The sequence below is a fragment of the Allopusillimonas soli genome (genome assembly GCF_004153445.1).
In the GTDB taxonomy this organism is placed as follows: Bacteria; Pseudomonadota; Gammaproteobacteria; order Burkholderiales; family Burkholderiaceae_B; genus Allopusillimonas; species Allopusillimonas soli.
In genome coordinates, this window is the sequence record NZ_SDQC01000002.1 from 1 (window position 1) to 16,557 (window position 16,557).

At 54.5% G+C, this 16,557-nt stretch carries 15 protein-coding genes; 6 read left to right on the plus strand and 9 right to left on the minus strand.

Going from position 1 to position 16,557, the window contains the following annotated elements:
- Positions 1-212, plus strand: a 212-nt coding sequence (locus ERD78_RS05820; RefSeq protein WP_129968366.1) for an integrase core domain-containing protein, incomplete at its 5' end; no start/stop codon positions are given.
- A 22-nt stretch (positions 213-234) separates the two neighbouring features.
- Positions 235-564, plus strand: coding sequence for a hypothetical protein (locus ERD78_RS05825; RefSeq protein ID WP_129968367.1), 330 nt, complete (start codon positions 235-237; stop codon positions 562-564).
- A gap of 87 nt (positions 565-651) precedes the next feature.
- Here ERD78_RS05825 and ERD78_RS05830 read toward each other — a convergent pair whose 3' ends face one another.
- The 3 genes from ERD78_RS05830 to ERD78_RS05840 are packed head-to-tail and all read right to left on the minus strand — an operon-like array spanning position 652 to position 4,818.
- On the minus strand, positions 652-2,328 hold the full coding sequence (locus ERD78_RS05830; RefSeq protein ID WP_167668862.1) for a thiamine pyrophosphate-dependent enzyme: 1,677 nt from the start codon (positions 2,326-2,328) through the stop codon (positions 652-654).
- 30 nt (positions 2,329-2,358) lie between these two features.
- On the minus strand, positions 2,359-3,786 hold the full coding sequence (locus tag ERD78_RS05835; protein ID WP_129968369.1) for an NAD-dependent succinate-semialdehyde dehydrogenase: 1,428 nt from the start codon (positions 3,784-3,786) through the stop codon (positions 2,359-2,361).
- Between the two features lie 48 nt (positions 3,787-3,834).
- Positions 3,835-4,818, minus strand: a complete 984-nt coding sequence (locus ERD78_RS05840) for a Bug family tripartite tricarboxylate transporter substrate binding protein (protein WP_129968370.1) — start codon at positions 4,816-4,818, stop codon at positions 3,835-3,837.
- A gap of 269 nt (positions 4,819-5,087) precedes the next feature.
- On the opposite strand from ERD78_RS05840, the gene ERD78_RS05845 reads away from it, so the two are divergent.
- A complete protein-coding gene (locus ERD78_RS05845) occupies positions 5,088-5,870 on the plus strand; it encodes an SDR family oxidoreductase (RefSeq protein WP_129968371.1) in 783 nt (260 codons plus the stop codon).
- Between the two features lie 26 nt (positions 5,871-5,896).
- On the opposite strand, the gene ERD78_RS05850 is transcribed toward ERD78_RS05845, so the two are convergent.
- The gene (locus tag ERD78_RS05850; protein ID WP_245152355.1) at positions 5,897-6,730 is read right to left on the minus strand and encodes a Bug family tripartite tricarboxylate transporter substrate binding protein; all 834 of its coding nucleotides are present in this window, start codon (positions 6,728-6,730) and stop codon (positions 5,897-5,899) included.
- Positions 6,731-6,927: 197 nt separating this feature from the next.
- Complete coding sequence (locus ERD78_RS05855) at positions 6,928-7,638, minus strand: RraA family protein (protein WP_245152356.1); 711 nt, start codon at positions 7,636-7,638, stop codon at positions 6,928-6,930.
- A gap of 128 nt (positions 7,639-7,766) precedes the next feature.
- On the opposite strand from ERD78_RS05855, the gene ERD78_RS05860 reads away from it, so the two are divergent.
- Entirely contained in the window at positions 7,767-8,423 is a 657-nt protein-coding gene (locus tag ERD78_RS05860) for a GntR family transcriptional regulator (RefSeq protein WP_129968373.1), read from the plus strand.
- 44 nt (positions 8,424-8,467) lie between these two features.
- Here the strand turns inward: ERD78_RS05860 and ERD78_RS05865 are convergent, their stop codons facing one another.
- The 4 genes from ERD78_RS05865 to ERD78_RS05880 all read right to left on the minus strand — a co-directional run bounded on the left by ERD78_RS05865 (position 8,468) and on the right by ERD78_RS05880 (position 14,280).
- Positions 8,468-9,694, minus strand: a complete 1,227-nt coding sequence (locus tag ERD78_RS05865) for an MFS transporter (RefSeq protein WP_129968374.1) — start codon at positions 9,692-9,694, stop codon at positions 8,468-8,470.
- Between the two features lie 269 nt (positions 9,695-9,963).
- A complete protein-coding gene (locus ERD78_RS05870) occupies positions 9,964-11,040 on the minus strand; it encodes an ABC transporter ATP-binding protein (RefSeq protein WP_371734577.1) in 1,077 nt (358 codons plus the stop codon).
- A 98-nt stretch (positions 11,041-11,138) separates the two neighbouring features.
- Positions 11,139-12,836: an ABC transporter permease gene (locus ERD78_RS05875; protein ID WP_129968376.1), complete on the minus strand. Its 1,698-nt coding sequence runs from the start codon at positions 12,834-12,836 to the stop codon at positions 11,139-11,141.
- 94 nt (positions 12,837-12,930) lie between these two features.
- Entirely contained in the window at positions 12,931-14,280 is a 1,350-nt protein-coding gene (locus ERD78_RS05880) for an ABC transporter substrate-binding protein (protein WP_129968377.1), read from the minus strand.
- A 301-nt stretch (positions 14,281-14,581) separates the two neighbouring features.
- Between ERD78_RS05880 and ERD78_RS05885 the strand changes: the two genes are divergently transcribed.
- Together ERD78_RS05885 and ERD78_RS05890 are read left to right on the plus strand one after the other, a co-directional pair.
- Positions 14,582-15,055 (plus strand): nucleoside deaminase, encoded by a 474-nt coding sequence (locus ERD78_RS05885; protein ID WP_129968378.1) that lies wholly within the window; start codon positions 14,582-14,584, stop codon positions 15,053-15,055.
- 305 nt (positions 15,056-15,360) lie between these two features.
- A complete protein-coding gene (locus ERD78_RS05890) occupies positions 15,361-16,533 on the plus strand; it encodes a thiolase family protein (protein ID WP_129968379.1) in 1,173 nt (390 codons plus the stop codon).
- Positions 16,534-16,557 lie beyond the last annotated feature (24 nt).

A 16,557-nucleotide genomic window follows, 5' to 3' on the forward strand; every position in this document is an offset into this window, starting at 1 on the left:
AAAGTTTCAACGGTAAGTTTCGTGATGAATGTCTGTCTATGGAATGGTTCCGCAACCGCCTGGAGGCCAGAGTCATCATTGAGGACTGGCGTCGCCACTACAATGAGATCCGGCCGCATTCCAGCTTGAATTATTTGACCCCACGGCAGTTCGTGAGAACCCTGAACCAAGAATTAACAACCCAGGCCGGAATCTCTAGCTCTCACTGGTAGGAAATTCCCGGACAGGTCATGGATGCTGGCCCTGCCCGAGGCGCTCGATGCGCAGTTTCACCGCGCCTTACAGGACATCGACAAGGAGCATGCAATGGCATACATGACCGGACTGGAACGACTCTGGCTGTCTCGCGGCCGCGAGCAGGGCATTGAACAGGGGGTGCAAAAGGGCATTGAACAAGGCATTGAGCAAGGCGCTGCCTCCATTCTGCAGGCACTGATCCAGAGCCGCTTTGCCGGCTGCCCGCCGTGGGTGCACCAGCGCATTGCCCAGGCCAATGCCGAGCAGCTGCGCCAGTGGGCCGTCAAGGTGCCCGCTGCCCCCAACATCGAAGCCGTGTTCGACTAGATAAAGTGTTTCTCCAAAAGGTATCAACAGGCGTACTGAAGCATGCTTCCAGCCGACGCCGGGTCAGTATTGCGTTGATACTTATAGCTATAGTCTGGTGAAATTCAATTTTCGGCTGGCCTGGCGCCACGCGCTCATCTGGTGCGCTGAACATTTAACGTGAACGACGACAGGCTCGCGGCAAGGTGTGAATGCCTGTGGCAGTACCTGGTCGATTTGATCTTGCGTACTGATGGTATAGCCTTTTGCGCCGAATGAGCGTGCCCATGCGGCGAAGTCGGGGTTTGCCAATTGTGTTGCACTCTCGAACGGCCTGCCTGGATAACGTGTGTCCTGGTGCAGGCCTATTGACCCATAGTAGCCATTGTCCGCGATCACGATAATAGGGTTTGCGCCATAACGCATTGCCGTGGCCAATTCATTGCCAGTCATGAGTGTGCCGCCGTCGCCAACAAACGCCACGACTTGCCGCCCTGGATCGCGCAACGACGCAGCAACTGCCATGGGCACGGCGGCGCCCATGGCGCCCACGACTGAAGTCAGCATCTCTTGGCCGCGGTGGAAGTGAGTGTAGCGGTACAGAAACGTAGAAAAGCTACCCGCGTCGACAGTGATGACAGCATCTTTCGTCAACCGGCTGTCGATGGCGCAGATGGCCGATGCAAAATTCAAGCCATCTTCCACCTTATCCCAGCTTGGCTCGCTCAGCGCCTTCTGCACGGTGTGCAATCGTTGAATCCATTCGAGCCGCTCCGGCGTAGGGTTGCCTGGACTCAAATTCAGCAAGCCTTTGATTACCGCATGTGGATCGCTGGCCATCCCTAGTGCCGGACTCCAGACCCGACCGACCTCATTGGCATCAGGCCAGATATGAACGAGGTCCATTTGAGGGTTTGGCGCGATGGGAAACGTATAGTATTGGCTCAACGTATCGGTAAGACGCTCTCCGGCCGCCACCAACAGATCTGTTTCCTTCAACTGATCCAGGAGTCTCTTTGGCGTCCGTATACCTACGTGGCCTGCATAATGCGTATGACTGGAATCAAACTGATGCGTGCGCTTGTTTGTGCAACACACTGGCACAGCCCACACCTCGGCGAAACGCTCCAGATCAGCCAGTGCTTGCTCGCTGTTCAGGCATGCACCTGGCCAGATCAATGGTTTCTTTGCCTGTTGCAACATGCTTGCCAACTGTTGCAGGTCTTCCGGAAGAGGGCCGGGAAGGGTCTTCGCGCGCGGCGGCACGACAGGCAGATCAGATTGCTCATCCAGCAGATCCTCCGGCAATACAATTGCCACTGGCCCCGGTGTACCGCTGATTGCCAAATGAAACCCGCGCGCAATTGCCTCTGACGCCTGAGACGCTTCATTCACTTCAATGACCGCTTTGCTTATGTCTGCCAGAAGCTTGCTGTAATCCTGCTCCTGAAGCGCCATCCTGCCCATGTCGCGTCGTTCCACCTGTCCTATCAGCATGACCAAGGGAACAGCGTCATGAAGCGCTGTATGCAAGGCAATCATGGCATTGGACAAACCCGGGCCTCGTGATACCACACAAGCTCCTGGCCGCTTGCCCAGAAGGCCATCGGCGATGGCCATGTATCCGGCTCCACTCTCGTGCCGGCATACGACCAGACCTATTTCAGGCACATCGTTCAGTGCGTCAGTTAGTCCCAGATAGCTTTCCCCGGGCACGCAAAACAGTCTGTCTATACCATGCGCTTTAAGACTTTCTGCAATGATCAACCCTACTGATTGTGTCATGTGACTCTCATTCTGCCTAGCGTCCATCACTTATATCTGGCTTATATACTTGACCTGCAGGAATTCTTTCAGGCCTTCCAATCCACCTTCGCGCCCGATGCCGCTTTCCTTGATTCCGCCAAAAGGGGTTTCAGGCAACGATGCCCGGCAGTGATTGACGCACACCACGCCACTTTGAATGGCTGCGCAGGCATTGTTTATGGTGCGAATGTTCTGGCTGAACACATAAGAAGCCAGGCCGAATGGGAGGCGATTGGCCTGCTCCAATGCCTGCTCGAACGTGGAGAAAGGCTGCAACAGCGCCATGGGACCGAATGGCTCGGTGTTGGCGGCAGCACAATCGTTTGTGAAATGGTCGATAACAGTCGGTGCCCAGAACCAGCCTTTGTCATACAGCCGCTTCCCGCCCGCTGCAATCGCCGCGCCCTGATTCATCGCATCTTCCGTAAGCTGTGTCATAGCCTCAAGCCGGCGCGGGTTGGCCATCGGTCCCATTTGCGTGCCGGCATCCAGGCCATTGCCAACCTTGATTGAAGCAGCCCGTGACACTAACTTGTCCCGGAATTTTTCATAGATGGATTCGTGCACATACATGCGTGTGGGGGATGTACAAATCTGGCCGGCGTTGCGAAATTTGGCGGCACTGATTGCATCCACGGCTGCGTCGATTTCCGCATCGGGAAATACCAATACAGGCGCATGGCCGCCCAGTTCGAGCGTGATACGCTTGAGTCCGGCTGCAGCGCGCTCGGCCATGGCGCGTCCAATACCAATCGATCCAGTGAAAGTCACTGTTCTGATCAGTGGCGATTGCAGAAGCTGGGTGGAGATGGCTGCAGGATCTCCAAAAACCATATTTACCACGCCTTCTGGCAGGCCTGCATCCTGCAGCGCGCGTACTATTTCCAGGGCGATGGCGGGCGTTTCCTCCGACGGCTTGATAACTACTGTGCAGCCGGCGGCGAGAGCGCCCGAAATCTTGCGAGAAGGTGTAATCGCAGGCGCATTCCAGCCAGAAAAGGCAGCTACAGGGCCTATTGGTTCAAGCGTCGCCATTTGCCGGATACCTTCAATGCGACCCGGAATAATGCGGCCATAGGTACGCCGGCCTTCCTCCGCGGCCCATTCAAACATTTCAGCCGCTGTAATAACCTCGTTTCTGGCCTCAGCCAGAGGCTTGCCAAGTTCTCTGGTAATTATGTAGGCCAGGGCCTGGATACGCTCCCGCATCAAGGCCGCAGCGCGCGTCAGGATCTGCCCCCGCTCAAGAGGCGGTTTGCGGCTCCAGGCCGGAAACGCGGCATTTGCGGCACGAATGGCTTCATCCACATCCCTTTCGCTGGCCACGGGCAATTTCCCCAGCACCTCTTCCGTTGCTGGGTCTTGCACATCAAGCGTTGCCGGTCCTCCGGCGCGCCACTGGCCATTTATATGCAGCTTCAACTCTGGGTACTTCATGCGGATTATCCTTTGATATCTGGATCAGTAGGCGCGGCTCACAAGGGCTTATTCTGCTGGAATGATGCCGGGATGCTGCTCCAGGAATTTCTCCCAACGCCTGGACTCCTGGGCAATGTATTCTCCGTACTCTTTTGCATTCATCGAGCCTGGCTGAGCTCCAGATTGAATGATATTGTTTCTGTACTCCTTGTTCTGCAAGGCCTCGGCAAGCGCGTTGGACAGTTTTTCAACAACGGGTTTTGGCGTTGCCGCCGGGGCAACAAGTCCGAACACCGACATGATCGTCACGCCCGGAAAGCCGAGTTCAGTCATCGTTGGCAGATCCTTGGCATCGGGCCATCGCTCGGGCGATGTAACGGCCAGCGCCTTCACCTTGCCAGCCTTGGCATTCGCCAGGCCATTGGTCATATTGTCGAACATCATGGAAATACGGCCAGCCAGTAAATCCATTTGTGCGCCGTTGGTGCCCTTGTAGGGAACGTGGGTGATATCGGTATTGGTGGCGGAGGCGAGCAGGGCGCCGGCCAGATGGCTCACAGTCCCAGTGCCGGCAGAGCCGTAATTCAGAGTATGAGGATGCTGGCGGGCATAATCGATCAATTCCTTGAGAGAATTCACGGGAACACTCGGATTCACCACCAGCACGTTTGGCGCATCTGCGATCAATCCAATTGGCGAGAAATCCTTTTCGAGGTTATACCCAACGTTCTTCTTGGCAAGAGGCGTAATGATGTCGGAGACAACATTCACCAGCAAGGTATACCCGTCTGGTTCGGCTTTTGCCACCGACGCCGCGGCAATTCCGCCGCTGGCTCCAGCTCTGTTTTCAACCACCACTTGTTGCCCGAGTATCTCCGCAAGCCCTCGGGCGGCTATCCTGGCGTAGAGATCGGTTGGGCCGCCTGGCACAAAACCCACAATAATCTTGATGGGCTTATCAGGATAGGAACTGGCCGCAGCCGTGGTTACTGGTGCTCCCAGGGTTATCGCACATGCCAGGATAATAGTCTTTATTAATGAGTGTCTCATTTGTCCTCCTCTGTTGGTGCTTCGGTATCAGATCCAATAGCAACCCGGCGCCGTGCGCAAGGCATTCGCAGGCGTGAGATTGTGGACATGCAGCCCTGATGCATATATTTTGTCTTTTATGGTATGGAGGCTGGTTACACCTGTTTTGACGTTTTGGGAACGGAGCTTTCTCCATTTTTAGTATCTGGCCGCCGATCATATGAATACAGTGGAAACATATACAGCTGTCACGTTTTCTGTCATTAACTGAATGTAAAGGTGGATATACGATGAATGTCGTGCTCAATGGCCGGTCGGCGCTGATAAGCGGCGGGAGCAAGGGTTTGGGAAAAGCGATTGCGCTGCAGTTGGCTCAGTCTGGCGCAAATGTGGCGATTCTCGCCAGGGATGCCGCCAATCTTGACAACGCCGTTAAGGAAATTGCGGAAGAATCAGGCCGCGACATTCGCGGATATCAATGCGACGTTAGCGATGCCACTCAATTGGAGCAGGCTTGCGGCGCAATCAAGCAGGATTTCGGCACCGTCGATATCCTGATCAACAACGCCGGCTCATCAGCGCGCGATTCGTTCATGGGGCTTACTCGCGATTCGCTTTTCGCCGACATCAATCTGAAGCTGGCCCCAGCCATACAGCTGGCCCAGTTTGTCATTCCGGGGATGCAGCAGCAAAGCTGGGGACGTATCGTAAATGTGGTCAATATCGGCGCCAAGGCCCCGCAGGCGTGCAGTGCCCCAACTTCCATGACCCGAGCTGCAGGCGTGGCCATGACGAAGCTCATGGCCAACGAACTCGCGACGCACAATATTCTTGTGAATGCGCTGTGCGTGGGAAGAATACGCTCGGATCAGTGGGTCAGGCGGCACGCGCGTGACTGCCCGGACATGCCTTACGAAGATTATCTGAATGGCTTGGCCACGGGAATACCTTTGGGACGCCTGGGTCATGCAAGCGAATTTGCCCAGACGGTGTGCTTCCTGGTCTCCGACATGGCATCCTATATTACCGGGACAGCCATCAATGTTGATGGTGGAATGAGCCCGGTCACCTGATCGACCATCAATTGGAAGCGCTATGCTTATTCCATCTTGGCGCCCGACATCTTGATCAAATCGCCGTAGCGACTTAGTTCACTTTGCATGAAGCTCGAGAACGCCTTTGCATCGCTAGGCGGTGGCACTTGTGCTCCCATGTCTTCCAGGTGTTGCTTGACTTCTGGTGATTGCACGACGGCGTTAATCTCCTTGTTTAGATAGGAGACGATCTCATCTGGCGTACCAGCCGGCGCTACGATGCCATACCAGGCAAACGCAATCATGTCGGGTAATCCAAGTTCAGCGAAGGTAGGTACTTTGGGCAAAGCCGCGGTCCGTTCCTCGGAGGCCACTGCCAGAGCTCGCAATGAGCCCGCCTTGACTTGGTTAACTGAGCCTGTGTCGATCATGAAATCCAACTGTCCTCCCATGAGCGCTGAAGCGGCTGGCCCGCTACCCTTGAAAGGAATGTGCACCACGTTAATGCCGGTCAGATGTTTCAGCAACGATGCTGCCAGGTGTTGGGATGAGCCCACTCCGGCCGAGCCATAGTTAAGCTTGCCAGGATGTGCCTTCGCATAGTCCATAAGATCCTTGTAGGTCTTGAATGATGAGTCCTTTGGTACTTCAAGCACGTTTGGAATTTTGGCTACAAAGGCGATCGGTGAGAAGTCCTTGGCTGGGTCGAATCCCAGATGCTTATAGAGATGCGGGTTGGCAGCGTTCGTTGAGCTGGTAGCCACGAGCAACGTGTAGCCATCTGGTTTCTCTCGAACAAACGATGCTGTGCCGATATTGCCACCAGCACCGGCATGATTCTCCACGACAACGGTTTGGCCAATCCGCTCCGTCAGCCCTTTTGCGATCAATCGGCCCAATACGTCAGTCGCCCCACCTGGGGACCAAGGCACGACCAGCTTAATGGGTGCGGAGGGATAGTTTGAAGAAGCTGCTGCGGTCGTGCTGCACACTCCAGCTATAACGCCAGCTAAGAGTGTCTGAAATAGTTTTTGTCTAATTACACGCATAAGATTATGGCCTCCATAGCGTTGTCTTTGATGTGAAAATGAACAGGTCAAACGTGCTGATGCTTGAGCGCGTCGTCAATCCAAGTGTCGTCATATTGGCCTTTGGCAATGCCGGCCAATACTGCTTCTTCAGTCCGCATTTTGTTGCGTGACGCGGCGGCAACGGTTTCTGCCATATCGCTCGGAATAAATACAACCCCATCGCTATCACCTGCAATGATGTCCCCAGGGGTCACCACGCAGCCGTCTATTGAAACAGGCAGGTTTAGCTCGCCGGGACCGTTCTTGAATGGTCCGCGATGTGTGACTGCCCGGGCGTAGCATGGATAATTTGCTTGTCTAAATGCATCGGAGTCGCGTATGGCGCCGTCCACAACCAATCCCGCGAGGCCTCGCATCCTTGCGACACTCATCATGATTTCCCCGACTAGAGCGCGATCCGTGTCGCCGCCTCCGTCAATCACAAGAACATCGCCCGATTGCGCTTTGCGCAGGGCATCGTGGATGTACAAGTTGTCACCGGCACGCACTCTGACTGTGTATGCAGTGCCCAGCAACGTTTGCGAGCCGTGAAATGGCTTCAAAGCAGATGAGCCGGCTATTCGACGCATCGAGTCGCTGATGATGGACGTGGGAATATCTATAAAAAGGTTGACGAGCGAGTGCATATAAGAACCATGAGATGGATTTGGCGCCCAAGCTCCCCGCAGTGGCTCAAGCTGTGTATCCAGCGTCGTGAGCGCGGTAAATGAGAGCAAGGAGCATTTCTGAGGCTGATTTCTTGAAAATTGAATAATAATAATTTAAAAATTGTCAGACAATAAGTATTAACATCAATACAATCAATGTCCCTTATACTTACTAGATTGATCTCTGCCCTTCACATATGAAATCAAAACGTTCAACGGTGGCATTGGCCATTCGCAAGCAGATACTGTCAGGCCAATGGCGCGCCGGGTCCCGTCTGCCTGAGCGCTTGTTGTGTGAATTCACTGGAGCAAGCCGTCAGTCTGTCCGCGAGGCGTTACAGACTTTGTTGCGAGATGGATATGTCACGAATGAGCCCAATTGCGGGTTTAGAGTTGCGACGCTGGATGCCGCAGAGGCTGCTGATATTTACCAGGTGCGAGCAGTGCTGGAGGGTCTTGCTGCGCAAAACTTCATCAAGCTGGCAACCAGGTCGGAACGCACGTTGCTTGAGGCTGCACTTGGCTCACTTGAGGCCGCCGTTAACCGTGAGGATGTGGATGCTCAACTGCAGGCCGTTGAGCAGTTTTATGATGCGCTATTAGCAGCCTGCTATAACAGAGTGCTAAAAAGCACGCTGGAGAGTTTGCATGGCAAAATCTCTCGCTTACGTGCGACTTCTATATTGGGCCCCGGCCGTATCGGACAAGCTATTGGAGAAATGCGCCGCATTGTAGACGCTATAAAGGACAGCAACGAACAGGAAGCGTTTCAGGCTTGTGTTGACCATATGAACAATACGTCAGCCGTCGCCATTCGCGTAATTGGATCTCTGAACCAGGCAGGTAAGGATTAATCCAGTTTCAGCAATCCTTTCTTCTTGTATGGCTTGGCAGCCCTTCACCCCTGCGAACGAGCCACCACGCTGTCTGATGGCAGCAGCAGCACAACCAATGCGGTGCAGGTGGCAATTCCGGCCATAATCAAAAACAGCCAGGCAAAGCTGGACGCCTTCACAACCGGCCCCAGCAGCCACACCGCGAGCGAGCTGATGCCAAAGGAGACGGCCAGGCGCATTCCAGCTACCCGCGATCGTATGCTGTCGTCCACATATTTGACGATCATTGCATCTGTGAAGGGAATGCAGCCAAATATGCAAACCATGGCGCCCAGCAGCGCGATGAAAAGCCACCATCCGCTTGCAAGAGATGCCAGTAGCAGCCAAGGAATCTGCGCCAGCACCAGACACAAATACAAGCGCTTCAGTGGCACCTTGTCGATCAGCTTGCCGACCACGACCTGGGTCAAGGAAGCCAGCGTGTAAATAATGGCCAGGAGCAGGCCAATCATTGCGGGGTCTTCGATCAGGTTTTCGAACCGTTCGGTCAGGAATTGGGTGTTTCCGTTGGTGGTGAAATTAAAGAGCATGCTGCCCGTGACGGCCGCCGCAGTCATCACGATCAGGGCGCGGGCTAGCAACTTCGGTGGCAGCACCACTTGTGGGGGCTTGCGACTGCGCCCTGGTGCGGCGCCTTGCGGGCCGCAGAGCAGTGCGAAAGCCGCGCCGCAGCCGATGGCGATCACGCCGGGTACCGCGAACGCCATGCGCCAGCCCCATGCCTGTACCAGAAAACCCGTCAACAGTGCGGCCCCGGCTACGCCCAGGTTGCCGGCCAGCCCGTTGATCCCTATGGCGGCGCCGGGTCGGCTCGCCCGCTGCACCAGCATGGGAATACCCACGGGGTGATAGATGGATGCGAACAAGCCTATCAGGGCCAATCCCGCCGCCAACTGCCAGGGGCCGCGCGCCAAGGCAGTCAGTAATGCGGCAGCACCGAGGCCAAAGAAGAAAACCAGCATCATTTGTCGGCGACCCCACAGGTCGCCAAGGCGACCGGACGGCACAGATCCGAGCCCGAACAGGAAGAAAGCCCCCACGCTGTAGGGCATCAAATCTTCCCAATGTGCGAAATTGAACTCGACGGCGATTGTTCCGACTGCTGTGGCAAAAATCAGCAGAAACAGATGGTCCAGAGCATGGCCCACATTGAGCAGCAGCACGACTTGAAGTGGATGATCGTCAGTTTCGATCTGGCTTGGAATGGCTTCAGAAATTGTCTTGTTCATATCCGCGGTTTGCCGGAAATAGGAGCGGCTATATTTCTGAATGCCAATTCTCCAACGGGCATTTATTAAGCAATTTGTCTCTTATGAGGGATACTCGCCTCTTATGAGGGATACTCGCTACTCTATAAGCTTTCTGATGGAACATCAAATAACAATAGCCTTCCGTGCCTGTACTGCAGGACAAACTTAGCTCCGTGCCTATAAATCAATCATGCTGATGGCTGCGCAGGTCAGCAGAGTCTCACCATGATTCCTGGGGCCTGAGGTGGTCAGCCATTGGCCCGCAAAAATATCGCTTGCCCCGAAGAAACAGAAAGGCCAAGGCTGTCGCCCACGCTGAAACCAGGATCGCCGCGTACATGTTTTACGTCCACCAGCAAGGTTAGGGTACCCACCTTGACGCTGTAACGTGTTGATCCGCCAAGAAACTCTCTTGCACTGACAATGCCGCCAATGATATCGCCATCGAACGAGCTTTCAATCACATCGATGCCCTGCGGCCGGATGACGAGATGCCCGCGCCCTTCATGGGACGCTTCAGCCAGCGGCAGGCGAATGGCGCCGCCATCCGCAGTAAAGACAGCCCCAGATCCTGTGGGCTCTGCATGACCTGGGATAATATTCGTTGTTCCGAGGAATCTGGCCACGAACTCATTGACCGGGTTGTCGTAGAGTTCCGAAGGCTGGCCAATCTGCTGGATAATGCCGTTCGACAAGACAGCGATTCGGTCGCAAATAGTATTTGCCTCCTCCTGATCATGTGTCACGAATATGGTCGTTATACCGAGGCGGCGCTGCAACTGGAGCAGCTCCTGGCGCATCTGAATGCGCAGGCCGGCATCAAGATTCGACAGCGGCTCATCCAGCAGCAATACGCGCGGTTCGACGGCAAGCGTGCGCGCAAGCGCAATGCGTTGTTGCTGGCCACCTGAAAGCTGCGACGGATATCGCTGGGCATAGTCGGCCATGCCGACGAGGTCCAGGGCCGCCAACACGCGTTCCTTGATCTCGGAACGCGGAACACGCCGCTCTTCTAGGCCGTAGGCGACATTTTTTGCGACGCTCATGTGAGGCCACAGCGCATAGCTTTGAAAAACCATCCCGACGTCGCGCTGCCAAGGCATGCGTCCGGCTATATCTTCTCCGTCAATGAGAATCCGTCCTTGATGCGCCGGACCGAAGCCAGCAATGGCTCTCAAAAGCGTAGACTTGCCCGAGCCTGACGGGCCTAGAAAAGCAAAGAATTCGCCCGGCTCTATGGAAAGATCGATGCCTTTGAGCACCTCGGTCGATCCAAAAGACAGTGTCAATTGCTCGATATCGATTCTTACCGGAGATGCATGCAGCACAGAAGGTTCTGCTTCCGGTGAGCGGTATTCTTGCGATACGCCCTTTGGCGAAATGGAAGTTTGAGTGTTCATATCTTAGGCTTCCAAGCGATTATTCATGCCATGTTGCGTCTGGCGCCCGCAATGAGCTGATGGGACAGGAACGTTGCAATACCAACGATGACAACGGCAATAATCCCCAGCGCTGCGCCTGCGCCGCGCCCGGATACAGTTTGCATGAACAGATAGATTCCATAGGAAATGGGCGCATCCGCCTCTTTTGAAACGAGCATAAGCGTTGCAGACAGCTCCACTGCCGCTGTGGCAAAACTGGTGACGAATGCCGCCACCAAACCGCCAGACATCAGTGGCGCGACAATTCGCCATATTGTTCTGACAGACGTTGCGCCGATATTCTGAGAGGCTTCCTCAAGCGCCACCGGTACCTGCTGCAGGCCGGCCATGCAGGCGCGCAAGGCATAGGGCAGGCGCCGTACTGACAGGGCAATGACAATAACGCCCCACCACGATGCCATGGTCTGGCCGGAGTAGGGCATCTCCACATTGTTGAACATTCTGAGGTAGCCGATACCGAGCACGACGCCTGGAATGGCGAGCGAAGATGTGGCCAGATAGTCGAGCCATTTGCGCCCGACGACATGGGTGCGCTGTCCTATATACGCGATCGCGGTGCCGATCACGACATCAATCAGGGCCGCCAGACCGGCATAGATGATCGTGTTTGTAATAAAGCCCGCGGCAGTGGTGACCGCCTGATGATAATGACCCAGCGTGAAGCCCGCAGGCAGTACGCTGAAAGACCAGATCGTCCCCAATGAAAGCAGCAGGAGCCCAAGATGCGGCGCAAGCACAATGGCGAGAATAAGAAGCACAACAAGATAGCAAGCAGCTGATTCCGATGCGCGCAGATTGCGCTTGGCAAGACCGCCTCCGCCACGTTGAATGGTGGCGTAATCTTTCCCGCGCATGCCCAGGTATGAGACCCACATGGCGAAGATGGAGAATGCGACGAGTATGCATGAAATCACATACCCCATCGGGTCGGATATTCCGATCGATGTGATCCGTAGATAAGCCTGGGGTGGCAGCAGTTTGCTCACATCCAGCAGCAGGGGCGTTCCAAGGTCATCAAAAACCTTCACGAACACCAGAGAGGCGCCAGCGACAAAGCCGGGCATGGAGAGCGGAAATACAATTCTGCGAAAAAGCCGGAATCCGCTGGAACCCAGTGTCTGCGCAGCCTCTTCCATGGATCTGTCGATATTGGCCAGGCTGGCCGAAAGATTGATCAGGATAAACGGGAAGTAGTGGATGCTATCGACCAGGATAACGCCATTCAGCCCCTCCATGAATGGAATAGTGAATCCGAAATACTCGCGTAACAGGAGATTCACGCTACCGTTCGGTCCCAACAGCAACTGCAGTGCCACGGCGCCAATGAATGGCGGCATGAGCAAAGGGATGAACGACAATGTCTGGATGATGATCGAGCCGGAAAAATTGAATCTGCTGGTGAAATAGGCAAGGGGCAGGGCAAAGACAGATGCCAGGACAACAGACGCACAGGCGACATACAGCGAATTGTAGAAAGATTCGCGAAACAGGCTGTTTGAGAAAAAGTCGTGGAAATGAACGAGCGTAAGCCCGCCCGTGTGCGTATCCTGAAAGGCGACATAAATAACCTTCAGTACAGGCAGGGCAAGAAACAGGATCAGAAAGGCGGCTATGACGCCATAGACCAGATAAGGTCTCAGGGAAGAGAATCTTAGTGAGTGCTGATTCGCACTGGCCATTACCGATTCCCCTCCAAGCTAAAGTCCATTACACACGCAGTCTGCTGCCTGCCTCATGTCATCGACGGGATACGAACAGGCAGCAGGATACACATCACGCCATGGAGCGGGCTTTGTTGGCAAGCTCCTGTGCCTTGCTGTAGCGTTCCACAACCTTGTTATCCCAATCCTTTTCAACCTCGGCCTGCCGCCCGGTGACCTTGTCTTCGGCTTTCTTTCGCTTAACCTTGAAGATTGCGCTGAAGTCCTTGTCACCCGCCTTTTCTTCTGTGATGGGTACGTCGTACGCAAGCGCTTTGGCTTCATCAAGTAATTTTAGGGCTTCGGAATTCGTGGAGTCCTTCAGTGCGGCCTGCGCCTCATTGATCGCCTTCACCGCCTCCCGCAATTCCGTGAAACGGTAGGTAACCATCACGTCATACAGGGAGTTCACGACGTTGTAGCGAGCTTGTGAGAGATCCGAGTTGAACTGCACGCCAGCCTTGATCTGGCCCTCGAAAGGGTTGGGTATGCCTTCCGGCGCTTTTTTGTAGGCCTCTTTGTTTACCGGCAGGCGCATTACCTTTGGATTGAAAAGCAGCGCCTGGCCATCGGGCGAAAGCACAAAATCCACAAATGCATGCGCCGCGTCTTTATGCGGCGCATTCGCCACGACACCGATAGTGGCCGGCACCAGGGTGGTTTGCGGGGGATAGTGAAACTCGACGGGGAAGCCCGCGGCTTTGGACGTAAAGCCAAAATAGTCTATGACGATACCAATGCCGAACTCGCCGCTGTCGACACCCTCAGGAACACCAAAGCTGCGGTTGGTAATGCGCTTGGCATTGCCAGCCATTTCCTTTACTGTCCTCCAGCCTTTCTCCCAACCTTGGGCCTGGAGAATGGTTTCGATTTCCAAGTGCGTTGTCCCTGACCGCGATGGCGCCGAAATGCCCAGGTGACCGAAATAGACGGGCTTGGTCAGATCCTCCCATGTCTGGGGCTTGGGCAGCTTGTAGGATTCCAGATAACGCGTATTCCACATGAACCCATAGCCAGACAGCGCAAAGCCGAAGAAATAACCATCCGGATCATCAATCTGATACCCGCTGATTTCAGATGCCGTTCCCTTTGCGTTGGGAGAATATTTCTCAAGCAGGTTGCTCGCCTTCAGGACTTCAAACGCATCGGGCGAGGAGACCCAGAAAAGGTCCGTCTTGTTGTTGCCGGCCGTTTCCTGCAAATACTTCACGCCGGCGGAAGTGCCCTTGTTGATGATATTGACGTTGATATCCGGATGAGCCTTGTTGAAGGCCTGTTTGAACACGGCGGTTTGATCGGTTGCAAACGACGTGACGATGACGAGCTCTTTGTCCGCGGCAACTGCGCCTGCAGCGACATAAAACATGCCAGCGGCGGTGGCTGCCGCCAACGCTCGCACCCAACCATTGCGATTCGGCACCATGGCTTTCCTCCTTGATTGTCTCGTGTATATATTCTTTTGATATGTAAGCCACTGTGATAATAATCATCTGCTTCTCCAACCCTGTCAAGGTTGGCCTTTTGTAGTCCAACGAAAGAACCATGCCGCGAGGCTGCCAGTAACAGTCTCCACGTCACTGAGATTGTGTTGTAATGTTTAGTTACTATATGCGGCCATTGGAGAGCTCGCTGCTCGCAGTACCAAAGCCGCGTTCGGATGATGCGCGCTACGCCAGATGGCCTAGCGGCCGCCGATGCGGGATAATTCCGAAGAAACACAACCAATGGAACAGAATATGGATTTCCTGCGCCATGCTATAGAGCTGGCATATGCCAACGTGGAAGCCGGGGGGCGTCCTTTTGGGGCGGTGATCGTCAAGGATGGCCGGATCATCGCTTCGGCAGTCAACGAAATTGTCGCCACAAACGATCCAACGGCCCATGCAGAGCTACTTGCTATCCGGGCTGCCAGCCAGCAGCTGCGTTCAGCCAATCTCGAAGGCTGTTCGGTCTTTGCGAGTGGCCATCCCTGTCCTATGTGCATGGGTGCAATGCGCATGGCGGGTATTGGCGCGATCACATACGCTTATTCGAATGATGACGGCGCACCCTTCGGCCTGTCCACGGCAGATGCCTATGCTGATCTCGCAAAGCCCTTTACAGAGCAGTCGATGGCCATCAAGCATATTCCAACGCGGATCGAATCTCGGCCAGAACTTTATGCTGATTGGAAGCGCCGCCAGGCGGCAGCGACTTGACGACATAATCGCCGCGCGGTTTTTCCGACAGCGTCGAGCCTCCTAGGATGCCTCAAGCAAATTGGCTCGGGGCATTTTTACTGTCGTGCGGTAGTTCCAATATGTGAGATATTGAGTAAATACACAAGCTGTTTGCCCAGGCTTGAGCGTTTTGAAACTTATAATTAAATTCATGGTTTATCAGAATAATAGGCTTATTTCTCCGCTCTCCTCTGAGTTTAGGCTCATGTTTATGAGATTGAAGTAAGTCCATATTGTGATCTTGTTTGCTTTCAACGCAGAACGCATGGGAGAGCCGCGTCATAATGAACAGAGATACATCAGGCATTTCAGCTGTCGTCGGTGTCGGGCACACGGATTGGGCTGAAGATTACAGACGTGTGCGTAAAGGTGAAAAGCCGCATGATTCAAACGGTTATGCGACGCTTGCATTCAACAGGGCATTGCAAGATGCGGGTATTGATCGTGATGATATAGACGGTCTGATTGTCGGCCCAACTACGGCTTACGAACGGATGGGTGAAATCCTCAATATCAATCCGCGTTGGGGCGGACAGGCCGACGCCATTCAAGCCGTGCTTCAGGCAGTACTTGCCATAAATGCGGGGATGGCTGAGGTTGTTGCCCTCGTGTATGGCAATGATCAACGTTCAGCCGCGGTGCAATACGGTGGTCCTGAAGCCATGGGTGGCGGCTCTTTTCTTTCGTACGTTTATCACAGTCCCTGGGGGCTTACATCGCAAGGCGCACTGTATGCACTGATGTATCAGCGCTACAAACAGTTGAATGGGCTGGACGACAGCGTGCTTGGTCAGGTATCGGTGGCCCAAAGGCAGTGGGCGAGTCTAAACCCGCATGCGATTATGCGCAAAACGATCAGTATGGATGATTATCTTGCCAGCAACTACATCGCTGAGCCTTTGCACTTGTATGACTATTGCTTGATAAATGATGGCGGTGTTGCGCTGATCATCATGGAAGCTGATCGAGCGAGAAAGGCCGCCGCCAAAAGCGGAGGGAAGCCAGTTTACATTCGCGGCATTGGCCGCGCTGATCTCAATAGCAAGGCAACCAGTCTTGGACCTCGCTTATTGGATTTTTACTTGCCCGCCCAACAAAAGGCAGCGAAGCAGGTATTTGACGCTGCGGGTATTGGTCCTCAGGATGTGGATGCACTAATGGTATATGACAGCTTCAGCCCCCATATCCTATTTGCGCTGGAAGGCTTTGGATACTGTGGCATAGGCGAGGCGGGTGAGTTTGTCGCCCAGAAAGGCATAGGTGTAGGCGGGAAACTGCCGATCAACACCGGAGGTGGGCACCTTTCCGAATCCTATATGCAGGGATGGAATCATCAAGTGGAGGCAGTGCGTCAGGTTCGAGGCGGCTTGGGTGAGCGTCAGGTTCCCAACTGCAGGCATGTTCAATATACCTCCGATGTGGCAGGAAAGGCCATGTCTGTAATCTACGGTGCATAAGGAGCAGCCACGTGAAGGAAGCCG